The organism is Phocaeicola sp. RTP21359st1_B8_RTP21360_211022 (assembly GCF_040911965.1).
Lineage (GTDB): Bacteria > Bacteroidota > Bacteroidia > Bacteroidales > Bacteroidaceae > Phocaeicola > Phocaeicola vulgatus.
Map to the genome: position 1 here is coordinate 89,944 of NZ_JBDFXP010000017.1, position 17,325 is coordinate 107,268.

21 protein-coding genes and 1 pseudogene are annotated in these 17,325 nt (G+C 37.5%); 8 read left to right on the forward strand and 14 right to left on the reverse strand.

The genetic code is table 11. From position 1 onward, the window contains the following. The first annotated feature begins 38 nt into the window (after positions 1-38). The 3 genes from AB5062_RS10910 to AB5062_RS10920 all read left to right on the forward strand — a co-directional run bounded on the left by AB5062_RS10910 (position 39) and on the right by AB5062_RS10920 (position 2,668). Positions 39-1,064 (forward strand): agmatine deiminase family protein, encoded by a 1,026-nt coding sequence (locus tag AB5062_RS10910; RefSeq protein WP_005852406.1) that lies wholly within the window; start codon positions 39-41, stop codon positions 1,062-1,064. A gap of 11 nt (positions 1,065-1,075) precedes the next feature. After that, positions 1,076-1,963: a carbon-nitrogen hydrolase gene (locus AB5062_RS10915; RefSeq protein WP_005843497.1), complete on the forward strand. Its 888-nt coding sequence runs from the start codon at positions 1,076-1,078 to the stop codon at positions 1,961-1,963. Between the two features lie 114 nt (positions 1,964-2,077). Next, the gene (locus AB5062_RS10920) at positions 2,078-2,668 is read left to right on the forward strand and encodes a DUF4251 domain-containing protein (protein WP_005843495.1); all 591 of its coding nucleotides are present in this window, start codon (positions 2,078-2,080) and stop codon (positions 2,666-2,668) included. A gap of 92 nt (positions 2,669-2,760) precedes the next feature. Here the strand turns inward: AB5062_RS10920 and AB5062_RS10925 are convergent, their stop codons facing one another. The 12 genes from AB5062_RS10925 to AB5062_RS10980 all read right to left on the reverse strand — a co-directional run bounded on the left by AB5062_RS10925 (position 2,761) and on the right by AB5062_RS10980 (position 11,888). Then, positions 2,761-3,288, reverse strand: a complete 528-nt coding sequence (locus AB5062_RS10925) for a methylated-DNA--[protein]-cysteine S-methyltransferase (RefSeq protein WP_022508757.1) — start codon at positions 3,286-3,288, stop codon at positions 2,761-2,763. Positions 3,289-3,462: 174 nt separating this feature from the next. Next, entirely contained in the window at positions 3,463-5,226 is a 1,764-nt protein-coding gene (aspS, locus tag AB5062_RS10930; RefSeq protein ID WP_005843492.1) for an aspartate--tRNA ligase, read from the reverse strand. Between the two features lie 128 nt (positions 5,227-5,354). Further along, positions 5,355-5,651 carry a thioredoxin family protein gene (locus AB5062_RS10935; RefSeq protein ID WP_005843490.1) on the reverse strand — a complete coding sequence of 99 codons (297 nt, stop codon included), beginning with the start codon at positions 5,649-5,651 and terminating at the stop codon, positions 5,355-5,357. 19 nt (positions 5,652-5,670) lie between these two features. Then, positions 5,671-5,841 (reverse strand): hypothetical protein, encoded by a 171-nt coding sequence (locus AB5062_RS10940; RefSeq protein WP_005843488.1) that lies wholly within the window; start codon positions 5,839-5,841, stop codon positions 5,671-5,673. A 142-nt stretch (positions 5,842-5,983) separates the two neighbouring features. Further along, the gene (locus tag AB5062_RS10945) at positions 5,984-6,328 is read right to left on the reverse strand and encodes a DUF2023 family protein (RefSeq protein WP_057280910.1); all 345 of its coding nucleotides are present in this window, start codon (positions 6,326-6,328) and stop codon (positions 5,984-5,986) included. A 16-nt stretch (positions 6,329-6,344) separates the two neighbouring features. After that, positions 6,345-6,848, reverse strand: coding sequence for a flavodoxin FldA (gene fldA / locus AB5062_RS10950; RefSeq protein WP_022508758.1), 504 nt, complete (start codon positions 6,846-6,848; stop codon positions 6,345-6,347). 271 nt (positions 6,849-7,119) lie between these two features. Next, positions 7,120-7,629, reverse strand: a complete 510-nt coding sequence (locus AB5062_RS10955; RefSeq protein WP_177615077.1) for a porin family protein — start codon at positions 7,627-7,629, stop codon at positions 7,120-7,122. Positions 7,630-7,650: 21 nt separating this feature from the next. Then, entirely contained in the window at positions 7,651-8,172 is a 522-nt protein-coding gene (locus tag AB5062_RS10960) for a hypothetical protein (RefSeq protein WP_012055605.1), read from the reverse strand. Between the two features lie 367 nt (positions 8,173-8,539). Continuing rightward, positions 8,540-9,178 carry a porin family protein gene (locus AB5062_RS10965; RefSeq protein ID WP_349233978.1) on the reverse strand — a complete coding sequence of 213 codons (639 nt, stop codon included), beginning with the start codon at positions 9,176-9,178 and terminating at the stop codon, positions 8,540-8,542. A 228-nt stretch (positions 9,179-9,406) separates the two neighbouring features. Then, positions 9,407-10,165: an ion transporter gene (locus tag AB5062_RS10970; RefSeq protein WP_012055604.1), complete on the reverse strand. Its 759-nt coding sequence runs from the start codon at positions 10,163-10,165 to the stop codon at positions 9,407-9,409. Between the two features lie 166 nt (positions 10,166-10,331). Further along, positions 10,332-11,009, reverse strand: coding sequence for a porin family protein (locus AB5062_RS10975; RefSeq protein ID WP_032938819.1), 678 nt, complete (start codon positions 11,007-11,009; stop codon positions 10,332-10,334). Between the two features lie 33 nt (positions 11,010-11,042). Further along, positions 11,043-11,888, reverse strand: coding sequence for a mechanosensitive ion channel family protein (locus AB5062_RS10980; RefSeq protein ID WP_005843474.1), 846 nt, complete (start codon positions 11,886-11,888; stop codon positions 11,043-11,045). A 913-nt stretch (positions 11,889-12,801) separates the two neighbouring features. On the opposite strand from AB5062_RS10980, the gene AB5062_RS10985 reads away from it, so the two are divergent. Both AB5062_RS10985 and AB5062_RS10990 read left to right on the forward strand, forming a co-directional pair. After that, a complete protein-coding gene (locus AB5062_RS10985; protein ID WP_005843472.1) occupies positions 12,802-13,647 on the forward strand; it encodes an alpha-1,2-fucosyltransferase in 846 nt (281 codons plus the stop codon). Between the two features lie 124 nt (positions 13,648-13,771). Next, positions 13,772-13,935: pseudogene (locus AB5062_RS10990) on the forward strand (transposase); the annotation flags it as partial. Positions 13,936-14,189: 254 nt separating this feature from the next. On the opposite strand, the gene AB5062_RS10995 reads toward AB5062_RS10990, so the two are convergent. Continuing rightward, entirely contained in the window at positions 14,190-14,447 is a 258-nt protein-coding gene (locus tag AB5062_RS10995; RefSeq protein ID WP_005852383.1) for a hypothetical protein, read from the reverse strand. 142 nt (positions 14,448-14,589) lie between these two features. On the opposite strand from AB5062_RS10995, the gene AB5062_RS11000 reads away from it, so the two are divergent. The 3 genes from AB5062_RS11000 to AB5062_RS11010 all read left to right on the forward strand — a co-directional run bounded on the left by AB5062_RS11000 (position 14,590) and on the right by AB5062_RS11010 (position 16,677). Beyond that, positions 14,590-14,712, forward strand: a complete 123-nt coding sequence (locus AB5062_RS11000) for a hypothetical protein (RefSeq protein WP_257220081.1) — start codon at positions 14,590-14,592, stop codon at positions 14,710-14,712. Between the two features lie 227 nt (positions 14,713-14,939). Next, positions 14,940-16,061 carry a hypothetical protein gene (locus AB5062_RS11005; protein ID WP_005852381.1) on the forward strand — a complete coding sequence of 374 codons (1,122 nt, stop codon included), beginning with the start codon at positions 14,940-14,942 and terminating at the stop codon, positions 16,059-16,061. 139 nt (positions 16,062-16,200) lie between these two features. Continuing rightward, the gene (locus tag AB5062_RS11010) at positions 16,201-16,677 is read left to right on the forward strand and encodes a hypothetical protein (RefSeq protein WP_005852377.1); all 477 of its coding nucleotides are present in this window, start codon (positions 16,201-16,203) and stop codon (positions 16,675-16,677) included. 185 nt (positions 16,678-16,862) lie between these two features. Here AB5062_RS11010 and AB5062_RS11015 read toward each other — a convergent pair. Next, positions 16,863-17,325: outer membrane beta-barrel protein (locus AB5062_RS11015; RefSeq protein WP_368329693.1), on the reverse strand; the 463-nt coding region annotated here is incomplete at its 5' end.

Here is a 17,325-nt window from a genome sequence, read left to right on the forward strand (position 1 = left end):
ATTTCATATCTTTGCGAAGTAAATTTAAAAATATGAATATGTCCTATTTACCCGCCGAATGGCATAAACAAAGTTTGATTCAACTAACGTGGCCCCATAAAGACACAGACTGGGCATACATGTTGGACGAAGTGAATGACTGTTTTCTTAAGATAGCTTATGAGGTTTTGAAACGTCAGAGTTTGTTGATTGTGGCTCCAGACCCCGATTCCATAAGAGATAGTATAGATAATTATGGAGCTGATATCCAAAAACTAGTCACATCAAAAATCAACACAAATGATACTTGGGCACGCGATCATGCTTTTATCACCCTGTTGAAAGAAGACGCTACTCCCCTGCTGCTGGATTTCTGTTTTAATGGCTGGGGAATGAAGTTTGCCGCAAATTATGATAACCAGATTAATAACGAACTGTATTTTCACCATCCTGTTCTGAAAGGTGAATATGTTTTCTGCCGGAATTTTATTTTAGAAGGAGGTTCCATAGAAAGTGATGGGAAAGGAAGCCTGCTGACTACAGAGCAATGTTTGCTGGCTAAAAACAGAAATGAAATGAACCGACAGGAAGTGGAGGATTTTCTAAAAGAAACATTTAACTTAAAACAGGTTCTATGGTTGAAACACGGTTATCTGGCAGGTGATGATACAGACAGCCATGTGGACACATTGGCACGTTTCTGTCCGGATGATACCATTGTGTATGTAAAGTGCACCAATGAAAAAGATGAACACTATAAGGAACTGGCAATGATGGAAGAAGAACTAAAAGCGTTCCGTACTTTGGACGGCAGGCCATACCGTCTGCTTCCGCTACCTATGGCAAGTGCTGTTTATGATGAGGAACATCATCGCTTGCCGGCAACTTATGCCAATTTCCTGATAATGAATGAAGCTGTGCTTTATCCTACTTATGCTGATTCTGTGAATGATATGCGCGCCAAAGAAGTATTGGCTGAAGCATTTCCCGGAAGAGAGATAGTAGGTATTGACTGCACTGCTTTAATAAAGCAACATGGCTCGCTGCATTGCGTCACCATGCAATATCCCGAAGGTGTATATTAATAAATATATGTATGAAAAGAACGATTAAAGTAGGAATTATCCAACAGACATGCACTAATGATATCCGTCACAATTTGAGCAAACTGCACCACAATATAGAACAGGTGGCGGCAGCAGGTGCACAGCTGGTTGTATTGCAGGAGTTGCACAACACCCCTTACTTCTGTCAGACAGAAGATACGGATATGTTTGATTTGGCAGAACCGGTTCCCGGTCCTTCTACCGGCTTCTACAGTGAGTTGGCTGCCGGATACGGTATTGTACTGGTTACTTCGTTATTCGAGAAGCGTGCTCCGGGGCTATATCACAATACAGCCGTCGTTTTTGACAAAGATGGCAGTATAGCAGGGAAATACCGCAAAATGCATATTCCCGATGATCCCGCCTATTATGAGAAATTTTATTTTACTCCCGGTGACCTGGGATTTGAACCTATTCAGACATCACTGGGAAAACTAGGTGTACAAGTCTGCTGGGACCAATGGTATCCCGAAGGTGCACGGCTGATGGCACTGAAAGGTGCTGAAATTCTTATATACCCTACAGCTATAGGTTGGGAAAGCACAGACACTCAAGAAGAGAAAATCCGTCAACTAGGTGCATGGGTAACCGTGCAGCGTGGACATGCCGTGGCAAACGGTCTGCCGGTTATCGCCGTGAACCGTGTAGGACATGAGCCCGATCCTTCCGGTCAGACTAATGGTATCCAATTTTGGGGTAATAGCTTCGTGGCAGGTCCTCAAGGAGAAATACTGGCACAAGCCAACAATATGGATGAAGAAAATATGGTAGTGGAACTGGATATGACCCGTAGTGAGAATGTTCGTCGCTGGTGGCCTTTCCTCCGTGACCGGCGTATTGATGAGTTTGAAAATCTAACCCGACGCTTTATAGATTAAATACAAACGTTATCGTTATATAAATTCACATATTCGTTAAACAATTCATGGTTAAGGCTGTTTTAGTTATCAGAATATTCAAAAGATATTATTGATTTACTAAACAGCTTAATTATGAAAAAAGTATTATTTTTAGCCGCATTGTTACTTGTTTGCTTCAGCGGAGTGACAAATGCACAAACCAGAAAACAAAGAGAAGACGCTAAACGCGAAGCATGGAAGAAAGAACGTCAGGAAAAGAAAGCCTTGGAAGCTCAGCAGGACTCTGTATCCTACGTCCAAGCAATTAATGCTTTAAAAAACGGTTCTTTTGTATTAGAAGCTGATAACGTTGTATTCCGTAATGGAATAATGCGTTTTGTTTCCTCTAACACGAATTATGTGGAAGTAAACGATGGGCAAGGTATTATTCAGACCGCCTTTACTAATTTTGTGTATAACTGGAGCCCGAACGGCTTGGGAGGTGTCACGGTTCAGGGAAATGTGAACGGAATAAGTATGCGCCAGGATAAAGACGGTAATGTGTACTATAATTATGGAATTAATGGGATTGCCGTTTCGGCCACCGTTTCCATTGTACTGACTGGCGGAACCAATCAGGCCAGTGTTACTATAAATCCAAATTTCTCAGGCAATACGCTGACAATGAACGGATATCTGGTTCCCTATAACGAAAGTAGTGTATTCCAAGGAACAACATGGTAATTCATTAAGAAGATATGAGAAAAAGGAATGGGCATTTTCACTACCCATTCCTTTTTATTTATTATATAGCATTGGAAATGTTTCTTGTCTGCTCATAACATTAACCGAGGTTGTGATTCCAATTCCAATAAAAACCTTTTAGCGGACAGTCCACCTCCATATCCTGTCAGCGAGTGGTCACTACCGATCACACGATGGCAAGGTGCAAAGATTGATATGGAATTTGCACCATTAGCATTGGCTACCGCACGAACTGCTTGGGGCATCCCGATATGCCTGGCCATTTCACCATAAGACATTGTCCTGCCAAACGGTATCTTTAACAGTTCATTCCATACTGTTTTCTGAAAATCCGTGCCCACAAAAAGAAGCGGCACACTAAATTCTTTGCGTTGTCCTGCAAAATACTCGTTGAGTTGCTCTATTGATTCTTCGATTATTTCTGACGTACTTATTTCAAATTCGGCACACAATATCCGCTTCAACCGTTGATTCACACGATCGCAGTGTTTTTCCACCTGCCAGTCACACAGGCAGAGTTTTCCGCCAAATGAACCGAGCAGCAACACTCCGCAGGGTGATTCATAACTCTTTATCTTGATCGTATTTTTCTCTTTCATACACTTTTTATATGCTTCCTTCATATGTTTATAAGCTGTTTCAGCTTATCGGACTACTTTAAACCAAAAAGACAAAGCGTAGCGAATTAGCTGAAACAGCATTCACTACGCTTTGTTCGGATCGTCCCGTTATCGGCCTTTTATACAATACCCTATATAAAAAGCGGAAAAAACTTACTTATCCTCTTTTATATCAACGACCAGATTCAACTCATCCAATTGTGATTGATCCAAAGCAGCGGGAGCATCCAACATCACATCACGTCCACTATTATTTTTAGGGAATGCTATACAGTCACGGATACTATCAAGTCCTGCAAACAAAGAAACCCAGCGATCAAGACCGTATGCCAAACCACCATGAGGAGGTGCTCCGTATTTGAATGCATTCATCAGGAAGCCGAATTGTTCTTGTGCTCTTTCCGGAGTAAAGCCCAAAATTTCAAACATCTTGGCTTGTAATTGTGAATCATGGATACGAATTGAACCACCTCCTACTTCTACACCGTTTACTACCATATCGTAAGCATCGGCACGAACAGCAGCCGGATCTGTATCCAACAAAGGAATATCTTCTTCTTTCGGATGAGTGAACGGATGGTGCATGGCCATCAGACGACCTTCTTCTTCACTCCACTCAAACATCGGAAAATCAACAACCCACAGACAAGCAAATTTATTCTTATCACGCAGTCCCAGCTGACGTCCCACTTCCAGACGAAGTTCGCATAACTGCTTGCGGGTCTTCATAGCATCAGGACCACTCAGAATCAGGATCAAGTCACCCGGCTTGGCACTGAAAGCTTCCTTCATCTGCTGAAGTACTTCCTGTGAATAGAATTTGTCTACACTGGATTTTACATTGCCATCAGCTTCCACACGGGCGTAAACCATACCTTTCGCACCGATCTGAGGTTTCTTGACAAATTCTGTTAATTGGTCTAACTGTTTACGGGTATAACTTGCAGCGCCTTCCGCACAGATACCACCAATATATGCCGCATCATCAAAAACAGAGAAGCCATGACCTTTCATGATATCCATCAATTCCACAAACTTCATGCCGAAACGCAAATCCGGTTTGTCACTACCGTAATATTTCATGGCATCGGCCCATGTCATACGCAGAAACGGTTCGCTCAACTCGACTCCACGTAACTCCTTGAACAAATGTTTTGCCATTCCTTCGAAAGTGGAAATGATATCTTCTTGTTCAACAAAACTCATCTCACAGTCTATCTGAGTAAACTCAGGCTGACGGTCTGCACGAAGATCTTCATCACGGAAACACTTTACAATCTGGAAGTAACGATCAAAGCCGGAAACCATCAGCAATTGCTTCAGTGTTTGCGGAGACTGTGGCAGTGCATAAAACTGTCCCGGGTTCATACGTGAAGGAACAACAAAATCACGGGCTCCTTCAGGAGTAGAACCTACCAACATAGGAGTTTCCACTTCCAGAAACCCTTTGCTGTCCAAATATCGGCGCACTTCCATTGTCATTTTATGACGAAGTTCCAAATTTTTACGCACACAATTACGGCGTAAATCCAAATAGCGGAATTTCATACGGATATCATCACCTCCGTCACTATTATCTTCTATCGTAAAAGGAGGAGTTACCGCTGAATTAAGTACATTCAATACCGATACGATAATTTCAATTTCACCGGTGGGAATATTCATATTCTTATTTGAACGTTCGTTCACTTCACCGGTTATTTGAATAACAAATTCACGCCCCAAGTGATTGGCACGTTCACAAAGTTCGGCATTCACCGCTTCGTTGAATACCAATTGGGTAATACCGTAACGGTCACGAAGATCGACAAACGTCATCCCTCCCATTTTACGTGCACGCTGTACCCAACCTGCCAACGTTACACTTTTGCCTGCATCGGAAAGTCTGAGCTCTCCGCAAGTATGACTTCTGAACATATATTCTTAAATTTAATCAATTGTTTGGCAAAGGTACGATATGTTTTCCATTGTACAAAACCGCCTACAAGAAAAAAAGTCCCGTAGCTGTATACCAACGGAACTTTTTTAATCTGGATGTACAGATCTCAATTCTTGAACATTTCAATGACATCCCTTAATTCTCCTGGAAATACTTCACCAGTTTTCTCCCACAACATCTTGCCTTTACGTTGGAGGACAAAGCTGGGAGCTATTTCTATTTCATAGGCATCGGCTACTTTCCGATTACTTTCTATATTGACTCTTACAATATTGACCGGTTTTTCAAATTCATGTAACAGCGGTTCAATCCATTCACAATGGGGAGACCAATCCGCATAAAACACAACCAGCAATAATGAGTCCGACTGGTTTACCTCTTCTATTTTTCCAGTTATATCCATTACTGTTTTCAATTTTAAATTATCCTCTACTTCCTAAACTGTTCACGTCAGGATTCAACTCTTTTACCGCTGCTTTCACCTGCTTCTTGGTAGGCTTACCAGTATTGGACACTTGTTCAACAGGAAACCGCTGACCACTATTCGTCAGCTCATCCTTTTGTTCCATCTTTTTCTTTTCTTCTTTACCCATATCTTCTCATTTTTAAGGTTTATGCTAATAATGCAACAAAATAGATAAAAAGATGGTTCACATAAAAAGTGAAAAAGGATGCCTGAAAATTATTCAGACACCCCTTTACTACTACATTTAAAACTACGTGAAATTGAAATTATTATACTTTACGGTCGCAATAACGTTTGCATTGTGCACAAATATCATACCCCAGCATAGCTCCAAGAATAAAATCCTGCTCGGGTGACAATTTGTTCAGTGGCTGATTCACTAGGAAACGAATGGCATTAATGCATTCTTTTCTACCGAAAAACAGGTTTATTTTATCATTTTCCACGGGCTGGATTATGTAATTAATCTTTTGATTGATCAGCCGTTTTACAGCAAAATCTTCATACTTCCTCTTGGTAGTATAGAGTACCATCTGACGTACTCCTTTTTTTAATTCATAAATATGATTCAGAAATACTTTCAATTCTACCGGGTTTATGTCTGAAGCTATCATAAGGCAATTGTCAAAATTACAGGTTCTTCTTTATTTCTTCAACCCAACTGTTAATACGTTCTTCAGTCTTGCCACTTTCGTTCACGTCATCAAGAGCCAAACCTACAAATTTCCCATCGATTATCGCTATAGAAGATGAATACGAATACCCATCGGCAGAAACTGCCCCCACAAAAGTGCAACCTGAATTCTTTAACTGGTCATATATAACTCCCATACCGTCACAAAATGTATCACAATAGGATTCTGAATCTCCACAGCCAAAGAGAGCAACTATTTTACCATTCAAATCTGCAGTCCTTATCATTTTAATGGCGTCATACCAATCATCTTGCAATTCACCGTCTCCCCAAGTAGAAGTCCCTAACAATAAAATATCATAACTTTCCACTTTTTCTGTGGTAATTTTACTTGCATCAATTACATCAACTGATGCCACACCTAATTTTTCAGCTATTGTCTGTGCGATGCTCTCACAAGTTCCAGTAGAGGAACCATAAATTATACCCATTTTTTTCATACAGCAAATCATTTAATTTGTTTGCTGCAAAGTAAAAGATTTGAAAGAGATTCTGAAATACCTAGAAATAGTGATTTTAATAAAGTTCAAGAGACAAGACTCAGTTTTTGAAAACATAAACTTATAATCTGAAATTTAAGCATCCTAAAAGACTAAAGAAAGGGTCGTATCATTACTCAAGACAGAGTTTGATACGACCCTTTTAAGTGTTATAATTACTATCTGTAATTTTTAGGAGCAGTCATTTTCGTTTTGACACATTGATATGTTTTTAGAACCGATAAGCAGCTCCGAAATTAATAACCCCTTGGTCAAAATCATCAACCAATTGGTATCTGAATTCAACATTCATAGCCCAGTTACGTCCCAAAGCGAATTCCGCCCCGGCTCCGAGATTAACCCCGATACGGAATTCATTATGGTTACCCCCATCGTGGTCTCCATCCCAGTCAACATCCCAATCATGCATGTCAAACATCCAGTTGGACATGGTCAGACCAAACAGCGGATAAAGTTTGACACTTTGAGCTACCGGACAAAGATAGTGGAAGTTCACATTTAAATCCAACATACTTACATTGTCATTCTCAAAAAAATAATTGAATGAAGGTTCAATACGGAGAGGATTAGTGATATTGTACTGGTATTTAATTCCCAATCCAGCACTTTCAATTTCTGTTCCGTAACTTAATCCAAATCCAATTGCCTGTCTGCCTTTTTGAGCGTAGGTACTGCTCAACATGACAAACATCAGTCCTAAAAAAATAAAGATCTTTTTCATTTTTAAAAATATATAAGTGTGTTAATCGTCTTCATCGTCATCATCCCAATCATCGTCATCATCGTGCCATTTATGATGTTTATGACGCTTGTGTTTTTTATAATGCTTGCGATGATGCTTATCATGATGGTCACAATAAGAGCAATAATGTTCACGCCAGCATTCGCTATGATAACGAATCCTGTCATAAAATGGATCATAGTACATCGACCCTGGTTTTATGCCTATCTCTACCAATATACGATTCCAGCCATTCCGGTGGTAACGCTTGTAATAGTCACACACCTCCCGCATATGCCTGCCGGAAGTCTTTGCTATTTCAAGAGCCAAACCGACATTCCCCCAATTACTACCACATCTTCTGTAATAATCATCCAATAATTGATTAGATATATTATATTCTACGCATAAACGTTTCCGATAGTCGGATAACTCCACAGCTGCATACTTGTTCGCCCTGCCTATGAACAGAGAAAGCCTGTCTTGTGCAAACATGGAACAAGAAATGACTATAAATAATAACAGTACTTGAATTCGTTTCATATTAAAACCATTTGGCAATAAAACTATTGAAATTGCAAATATAGATATAAAAAAGCAATACACAATTTTTTATGGAGAATTTAGATACTGTCTAATTTTACATTTTGATAAAAAAACTACTTCTTTTTTCCTTCCCAATGATTGTTTTAAATGGTTTCTTGCTGGCAATAATGATAAAATAACCTGCATACATGATGGTAAAGCGGCCTTTATACTATTTTCTGAATGTCTCTAACTTTTTCAACTACCGTACTGCTATTTTCTTACTTTCGCCAAGAACTGACATCGGTTGTGAAAATTATAATAAAACCCCTCTCAAAACCGTGCAAACCAGCACAGACTAGAGAGGGGGTATGAAAGAGTTTGCTTAGAATTTATATCCTAAAGTAATGCCTATATTTGCATTATGGGGGGCATCGCCATCCATTACCTTGCAAAAACCAAGTTGGGTATCAAGACCTACGAGAATCTTTCCGAACTCCACACCCAGACCGATGTTCCATCCTGCATCAAATCTGTTGTAATCCAGTCCGTCATCACCGAATGTGTCTATTTTGTCATCACCATTAATATGGATGCCTCCAACGGATGCGTCACCATCGAATTTAACCTTACCACCTACTCCGCAAGCCAAATAAGGGCCTGTCGCGATGACAAGGTTGGTGTTATCTGCAATATTAAAACGAAACTGTACGTTAACAGGCAATTCAAGATAGAGCTGGTTAATTTTCACATCTGCATCAGCATCTATTATATTTCCGTCAAATCCACTTGAATATTTTGCCCCCTTTTGCGAAAAAAACAATGAAGGCTGTAAAGATATCATATCATTAAACTGATACTCCATCCCCACTCCGATACGTGCTCCGGGTTTAAATTCGGAGTGATCTGAATTCTCACCAATATAACTACTAAGGTTAAGACCAGCCTTTACATTAAAAGACACCTGCGAAAATCCCATAGTACAGATTAACGCAAACAATACGGTTAAAATACTTTTTTTCATAATCATAAGTTTTGATTAAAGATTATTTATTTTATCATTGCTTCAACAATGACAATGCAAAGATATAACAATTATAAGTTCGTTGTCACCTCAAGCAGACTTTTGTTATGCACATTCTAAAGACTATATGGTTTATTTTTAAGAATCCAAAGTTTTTCATATAACTATAGAAATTATCTATAAGAAAAGAATATACTCCCCAACAGTTGTTTTTGGGGAACTTTATTATCATCTATTCTCCTCTTCCTTATTGAATTTCTCTCTTTGTTCCTTCTTTTGTACGATATTGATAAAAGAAGAACTAATGATACCGGTCGGAATGGCTACCATTGCCACACCTACCAGACAAATAATACAACCCAATAATTTCCCCAAAAAGGTAATGGGATAAATGTCACCATATCCGACTGTAGCAAATGTAATAATGGCCCACCAGATTCCGTCACCGATATTTTTAAAGACTTCAGGTTGTGCATTCCTTTCAATATAATACATCAAAATGGCGGAAAAGCAAATTGTAATGAAACTAGCTGTGTAGGCTGTTTCAAGTTCTTCTCTGACAGAAGCAAGAGCCATACCGATAATTCGGAAAGATCGCGAGTGACGTATTAACTTAAAAATAATGAAGATATAGGGTAAAATAATGACATGAACGACTTCCGTATCCCAGTATGCATAGGTAAGAACACAAGGCAGTACTGCCACGAAGTCAACAAAGCCATAAAAAGAGAATGTATATTTCAGACGTGCCTTTGCTGTTTTCATACCGGGATAGAGTGCCGGTGCAGATACGATACGGGCTGTGTATTCAATAAGAAAAATAAAAGAAGATACATAAGTAATGCCGAATAACAGTACTTTGTATGTGGCCATTTCTTCAAATGAACTTGCAATGACGGCTATAATTGAAATCAGAATGAAGAAAAGAACAAAATATTGAACAAATTTTCTTCTCAATAACTGTTGAATCAAAATATATAATTTCATTTTTGCAAAAAAAATTATTTATTCATGCTATCCGTGTGTTTTCCACACACGGATGCAATCACTTTGTTATTCAGACTCTTTTATTGGATGTTTTACTACAAACCTTCTCAATAATAAAAGCCGCTTTTTAGTTTTGTATTGCTAAAAACGATCCGCAATTATCTGACTAAAACACATAAGCAAGTGATAACTGCCAATATCTATTTTTGCTTTCGAATACATCACCATCAAAAATTTGATCTATGGCATCATGCTTATTGCCTCCTATATTATGCTTGGCAGACTGGGTTAATCCTATATTATAATAGCAACTTACCATTAAATGATTTACAATTTTCACTCCACCTCCCAAGTTCAATCCGACTTCAGTCGAACGCCATCCCATAGATGGAAGATCCTTATCTATAACATCCACAGCTATATGAGCAAGTTTGCGTCCCCAATTGTCCTTGTCTACCAAAAAAGAAAAGGAAGGACCGACTCCCAAAAACAAATCAAAATTATTTGATATTCCCATTTCCCATTTCAGTTCTATAGGAATATCAATACTTTGTGTTTTAATGTCAGCGCTACGTCTGTTAGAGGTATTTGTCAGTTTGATTCCACGCTCTACATACAGCAGAGAAAAGTCCAAAGCGATACCATGAAATCCTGTTTGATATTGCAACATAGGCCCTACTTGAAATCCTGTCAAACTCTCTTCCTTAAACTGGTCACGCATGCCACTAATATTTGCTTTGTTGCCAAGCACACCGGCTTTTACCCCAAAATGTAATCCCTGAGCCATACTATCAGTGATTCCCCAAAATACGAAAATCGTAAAAAAACAAATTAATTTTTTCATGATCATTTATTTAAGAAGTTGAATATGTTTCTATTATTTTGAAGATTGATGCACAGTAAGTTGTGGGAAAGGGAATCCGATTCCTTCTTTATTAAATGTCGTATAAACAATCTCATTAATATCATATAAAACATTCCAGTAATCAGCTGTTTTAACCCAAACACGGACAGTAATGTCAACGCTACTCGCACTTAATGAGCCTAAAACAATGATAGGAGCAGGAGTATCCAAAATACGTTTGTCCGCATAAATAATACGTTGCAATACGGTTCTGACCCTTTGTACATCCTCTCCATATTCTACTCCGAATACCCATTCAACACGGCGCATTTCCTGTTTGCTGTAATTAATCACAGCATTTCCACTGAGCATCCCGTTGGGAACGTATATCATCCGATTATCAAGAGTGGAAAGTATGGTATGGAAAATCTGTATCTCTTTTATTGTACCACTTACTCCAGGTCCATCTATATAATCGCCTACTTTAAACGGTTTAAAAACAAGTATAATCAAACCACCTGCGAAATTGGAAAGATTGCCGGAAAGTGCCATACCTACAGCCACACCGGCTGACGCCAAAAGTGCAGCAAAACTGGTCGTTTCCACTCCCAACTTGCTGATTATGGCAAAAGCAAGTACCATGTTCAATAAAATTTTCACTAAACTTTTCAAGAAAGTCTGTACACTGGTTTCTATCTTCCGTTTTTCAAGAACTTTGGCTATTAATACACTAATCTGCTTAATGATAAAACGACCGACTGAATATATCAGAATGGCGACAAATATATCCTTACCAGCGTCCATTCCAAAATCTACCAGTTTCTCCAGTGCTTGCTCAAGTTTACTGCCTGAGGCTGCATTCAATAATAATAAATTCATTTTTTTCGTTTAACAAATAAAAATTAATCAGCTTGTCACGATCATATTGCAAATATGCCAGCACATCCTGACAGTATAGTTTCGCAATGTTCCAATAAATCATCCAATATATTTTTACATTCCTAAATAGTCGGATATTTAAAGCCGCAAAGATATCATATATAATTGATAAAAACCAAACTTATCACTTAAAAGAGAGAACCTAAGCACCGTATTCTGTATCAAGCATACAACTCTAAGATAATATATTTAATTTTTTTCGGTAATATTTGCCGAAACATCGGTGAAGCACTATTATACTAGGTGAAAAATGCACGGCACAAGAACAATCTAGCACTCCATGCTGCATAACTAATCAAAAAGATCCAGTAAAAAAAACATAAAACCAACTAGTTAATTCATACTTAAAGAGTATCAAACCAATCATTTTCTGTATTTTTAGGTACTTCTCTGTAAATAACACTCAATAATGAAAACAAGAAAAACATTCTAACAAAACATAACTAAAATACAAAATATTTCAGAGATTCACTCTACCTTAAACTTTACAGCATTCGACATTTAGAAAAAATATCGTAAGAGTTTTAATGAGAGTAAACTCGGAAATTCATTCCGTTGACAAAGCAACCCACTTCCATCAAAAGAACCATTACTTACATGCTGTACCACAGAAAGGCAACCAATATATCATACTATCTTCTGATCTTTCTTCTAAACTTTACCCTGTACTCTTTCATACGGTTAGTTCACTATATAATAACAAGATAATAAGCTGCTATTAGAGAAAACAATATTTTTTTAAGATGTTTGTACACTCTGATAAAATTAATACCTTTGCGAAGTCAATTTATATATAAACAATGTCGAAATGTAAATTGAAATATTGCAGATAACAAAAAAAGGACAAAGAAATATGAGACTTATAAAAGTAACAGGTGGTTTGGGAAATCAAATGTTTATTTACGCTTTTTATTTGCGAATGAAAAAGTACTATCCCAAAGTGCGTATAGACCTTTCGGACATGATGCATTATAAAGTGCACTACGGATATGAAATGCATCGTGTGTTTAATCTGCCCCATACAGAATTTTGTATAAACCAACCTCTGAAAAAAGTTATCGAATTCCTTTTCTTCAAAAAAATATATGAACGGAAACAAGCTCCCAATAGTTTACGAGCTTTTGAAAAGAAATACTTTTGGCCTTTACTTTATTTTAAAGGATTTTATCAGTCGGAACGTTTCTTTGCAGATATTAAGGATGAAGTTAGGGAGTCTTTCACTTTTGACAAGAATAAAGCCAACAGTAGAAGTCTTAATATGCTTGAAATTTTGGACAAGGATGAAAACGCAGTATCTCTACATATTCGTCGTGGAGATTATTTGCAACCCAAGCATTGGGCTACTACCGGAAGTGTATGCCAGTTACCTTACTATCAAAACGCAATAGCGGAAATGAGCAGAAGAGTTGCCTCTCCATCTTACTATATTTTTTCAGATGACATTGCTTGGGTAAAGGAAAATCTTCCATTGCAGAATGCAGTATATATTGATTGGAATACGGATGAAGACAGTTGGCAAGATATGATGCTTATGAGTCATTGCAAACATCACATCATCTGCAACAGTACATTCAGCTGGTGGGGAGCATGGTTAAATCCCAATATGGACAAAACGGTAATTGTGCCTAGTCGTTGGTTCCAGCATTCCGAAGCTCCGGATATCTATCCTACGGGGTGGATAAAAGTACCAGTGAGTTAATCCATAATACACATGAATACGCACGTCTGGAAAGCTAAAAAATAATTGGCATTTCGGAAACCGCTGAGCCGAAATTTCGGCTCAGCGGAAATGGTAGCATCCATGTTCATTTTTGGTTTAACACACCTTTTCAAACCATAGTACGACCATCATAAATTATTTTGAAGAACGATTGACAAATGCTTCAGCAGAGTCGTTCAATGCTAAAATCAAAGCTTTTCGAAGCCAGTTAAGAGGGGTGGCTGATGGAAATTCTTCATGTTCAGACTGGCTAGGCTATACGCTTAAAAGAAAGCTTGCCAACCGGGAAAATCCGCTGACCCTAACTCACTTGGTTAAACCAAAGGTAAACCGCCCCATTCGGAGAATAAAAAAAAGGAGCTACATTTTACCGTAACTCCTTGACTCTCATCCGTCGGGGTAGCGGGATTCGAACCCACGACCCCCTGCTCCCAAAGCAGACTCCATTTTATTAATCAATAATCTGAAAATAAATAAGTTACAAACAACAGATTTGATTATAAGGATAAGTTTTTGAACATTTATTGTTTAAACATCCCTCCCCTACCCGTCAAAATCCAATCAGCCGAAATCCCATAGTCAAGGACCAAGTACGCTATCCATTCAGGTTTTAGGACACTTACTTCCGGCTGGTTTCTGACTGTATTTATGTTCCAATAATTTATATCATGGGCCTTGGTGTATGTAAGAAGCCCACGCATACGTTTCTGTGCTTTCAGCATATCTATCGCTTCAAAGAAACGTTTTGTTATCGCTATTCCTTCTTTTGATATATTCATAACTGATTATTTTGATAATATACAAAGATAGATAAAATAATAAATAAAACAATGGATAAATAATATTATTTGCAATTCAAATAATATTATCATATAGAAAAAAAATTCTATTTTTACTCTGGATTTTTAATTTAATAGTGTTTTGCATGCTTTGATCGGTCAGTTCTGCACTATGATAGAGGATGAAGTGTTGAATGATTTTCGGGATGAGGATTTGGTTCTTGATGTGAAAGGTTTGAATATGGATGATGGTTGTTATACTTGATATATATCTGTAAAAGGTAAGGTAGCTGATTGGTATAATATGGAAACCGGGGAAGTACTGTGCCGTTATAAGGTAACTCGAAAGGATGAGTTGTTGCAGGATGTTTATCTTGAGAAAGAGCCACCTAATTAATAGTGTTATATTTTATTGTTAAAGTGATTTGTTTTGTTGTGTATCTTTATTATTATGGCTTAATTTATAGCTATTAATATTTAAAGTATATTGCTATGAAGAAGTATTTTTATTTGTTAGCTATTTGGGCAGTTAACTTTGTAGCTTGTTCTGATGAATCTGCAAATAAGGGTGATTCTGTTATTGTTAATAGTTCTATGGAAGTGGAGAGGCTTGTAATGAACATTTCTAAGTCTTTTACTTCCTATACTAGGGGGAACATTGGTGAGTTTGTTTATCCTGACTATTATGGTGGAATGTATACTAATGATAGTGGGTATCCTGTTGTCCTTATAAAAGGGAATATGGAAAAAGGTAAGGAAGATATGATAAGAAGGGCGGGAAGTGATAAATTTGAGGTAGAATCTTGTGATTATTCTTTTGATGAATTGAGTGAATTAAATTCTAAATTAAGTGATATTTTGTGTGAGGGGAATTTCCCTGATGAGTTGACTTGGAATGGAGTGGGAATTTGGGTTGATAAAAATAGAGTCTCTGTTGATTTGGAGGTTTGTTCAGAAGAAAACATTCAGTTATTTAAGCGTTTAATAAGTAATTCTCCTGCTATTGTTTTTGGATATGGTACGTCTATTATTATAGATAGTCCTGTTGATTCGGATAATGTTAATAGAGAGGAAAGCAATGTACGTAGTTCTGTGTTGATAAATCTTGGTGGTAAATTTTCATCGTATGGAGTTTCTAATAATAATATGTATAGTGGGAGTATCGGAGTTAGGGGAACTCATGGTGAAAAGTCTAGATTTGTAACAGCGTCACATTGTATTCCTAAGTTAACGATTTCGGGAGTTGTAAGTGATAAAGAACAAAAGACAATAAGTTTTTGTGCATCAAAGAGTGATATTCAAGATGCGGCGGAATTGAACTTGAATATCATTGACTACATAAAGATGAATGATAAGGTTAAAGAAATAAGACGTGCCTCTATTATTATGTCACAGTATATAACTTTGGATAAGGTTAATAGAAAATATTCTGTTGATATATCTGAGACTAAAGCTTTAGAGTTGGGAGTGAATAAGATGAATTATGATAGAGTTGTTTTAGAAATAGAGAATGTGAATAACCTTTTAGTTGACAATCCTGATGTTGACTTGATAGATTTAAAGTTACAGTATAAGGAATATAAAGAAAAGTTGGATTCCGTTTTTAATAGATAGTGTCATGAATGATTCTGATGCGGAAGTTTATGGTCCGAATTCAACAAGTGGAACTATCATCGGAAGTAGAAAAGGTGTATTTCTTTACTTTCTTTATCATAAGTGTATTATGGTTGTTAAATTATAAATGTGTAATATTATGAAAAAACTTTATTTGCCAGCTTTGCTTTTGCTCGTTTTTTGTAGTTGTACGAATAATCAAGAAACCGTAGATAAGGGCAAGATAAATTCTGTTGAGACTCGTTCTGTTGAAGTAAAATCTGTTAGAGATTATATTGAAAGTGATGAATTCATCAGCATAATACCTGATGAGTATTATGCGTTGCGTCAAAAGGGGAAGATGTCTGAGGAAGAAATCAAGGCTGCTGACTATCAAATGAAGGCTGCCGCATATCGTTTTTATAAACATTGCACAATGGATGATAAAGGTTTTATTACCTGCAATGTTACCAATGGTGCAGAGTTGAAAATTTCGGAAGAGGTTTTTGAATTTAGATTAAGAGATATGAAAGGATGGAATGAGATGATAAAGGAGAATATTCGTGATGGGGCGAGGTACAGGATTATTCGTATTGATGATGAGCGATATTTAAATGGCTTGTTGAATTATAAATAAAGGAGCTATGAAAACTAAAATATTTGCTTTTATGTTTTTATTGGCTGTTGGTGACTGAACTATTTATTGAATGAAAAGAAATGGGGAAGGTGGTAATAGGAAGTTATTTCGAATTATTCTGAAAAATACGCAATTGTAAAATACAAGAGACAAATATAGAATTATATCTGTCTCTTGGTATGTTTTTAGAACCGATAAGCAGCTCCGAAGTTAATAACCCCTTGGTCAAAATCATCAACCAATTGGTATCTGAATTCAACATTCATAGCCCAGTTACGTCCCAAAGCGAATTCCGCCCCGGCTCCGAGATTAGCCCCGATACGGAATTCATTATGATTACCCCCATCATCAACATGGACGTGGTCTCCATCCCAGTCAACATCCAAATCATGCATGTCAAACATCCAGTTGGACATGGTCAGACCGAACAGCGGATAAAGCTTGACACTTTGAGCTACCGGGAAAAGATAGTGGAAGTTCACATTTACATCCAACATACTTACATTGTCATTCTCAAAAAAATAATTGAATGAAGGTTCAATACGGAGAGGATTAGTGATATTGTACTGGTAGACACTGTCCAAAATTTTGTGTAAATGGAAACAGGATTCAGCTGTAAGTTTGTTCTTATATCTGGATTCTGTTTTC

Coding starts and splice junctions, on each gene's coding strand:
- AB5062_RS10910 (WP_005852406.1), top strand. CDS start 39: ATGTCCTATTTACCCGCCGAATGGCATAAACAAAGTTTGATTCAACTA.
- AB5062_RS10915 (WP_005843497.1), top strand. CDS start 1,076: ATGAAAAGAACGATTAAAGTAGGAATTATCCAACAGACATGCACTAAT.
- AB5062_RS10920 (WP_005843495.1), top strand. CDS start 2,078: ATGAAAAAAGTATTATTTTTAGCCGCATTGTTACTTGTTTGCTTCAGC.
- AB5062_RS10925 (WP_022508757.1), bottom strand. CDS start 3,288: ATGAAAGAGAAAAATACGATCAAGATAAAGAGTTATGAATCACCCTGC.
- aspS (WP_005843492.1), bottom strand. CDS start 5,226: ATGTTCAGAAGTCATACTTGCGGAGAGCTCAGACTTTCCGATGCAGGC.
- AB5062_RS10935 (WP_005843490.1), bottom strand. CDS start 5,651: ATGGATATAACTGGAAAAATAGAAGAGGTAAACCAGTCGGACTCATTA.
- AB5062_RS10940 (WP_005843488.1), bottom strand. CDS start 5,841: ATGGGTAAAGAAGAAAAGAAAAAGATGGAACAAAAGGATGAGCTGACG.
- AB5062_RS10945 (WP_057280910.1), bottom strand. CDS start 6,328: ATGATAGCTTCAGACATAAACCCGGTAGAATTGAAAGTATTTCTGAAT.
- fldA (WP_022508758.1), bottom strand. CDS start 6,848: ATGAAAAAAATGGGTATAATTTATGGTTCCTCTACTGGAACTTGTGAG.
- AB5062_RS10955 (WP_177615077.1), bottom strand. CDS start 7,629: ATGAAAAAGATCTTTATTTTTTTAGGACTGATGTTTGTCATGTTGAGC.
- AB5062_RS10960 (WP_012055605.1), bottom strand. CDS start 8,172: ATGAAACGAATTCAAGTACTGTTATTATTTATAGTCATTTCTTGTTCC.
- AB5062_RS10965 (WP_349233978.1), bottom strand. CDS start 9,178: ATGAAAAAAAGTATTTTAACCGTATTGTTTGCGTTAATCTGTACTATG.
- AB5062_RS10970 (WP_012055604.1), bottom strand. CDS start 10,165: ATGAAATTATATATTTTGATTCAACAGTTATTGAGAAGAAAATTTGTT.
- AB5062_RS10975 (WP_032938819.1), bottom strand. CDS start 11,009: ATGAAAAAATTAATTTGTTTTTTTACGATTTTCGTATTTTGGGGAATC.
- AB5062_RS10980 (WP_005843474.1), bottom strand. CDS start 11,888: ATGAATTTATTATTATTGAATGCAGCCTCAGGCAGTAAACTTGAGCAA.
- AB5062_RS10985 (WP_005843472.1), top strand. CDS start 12,802: ATGAGACTTATAAAAGTAACAGGTGGTTTGGGAAATCAAATGTTTATT.
- AB5062_RS10995 (WP_005852383.1), bottom strand. CDS start 14,447: ATGAATATATCAAAAGAAGGAATAGCGATAACAAAACGTTTCTTTGAA.
- AB5062_RS11005 (WP_005852381.1), top strand. CDS start 14,940: ATGAAGAAGTATTTTTATTTGTTAGCTATTTGGGCAGTTAACTTTGTA.
- AB5062_RS11010 (WP_005852377.1), top strand. CDS start 16,201: ATGAAAAAACTTTATTTGCCAGCTTTGCTTTTGCTCGTTTTTTGTAGT.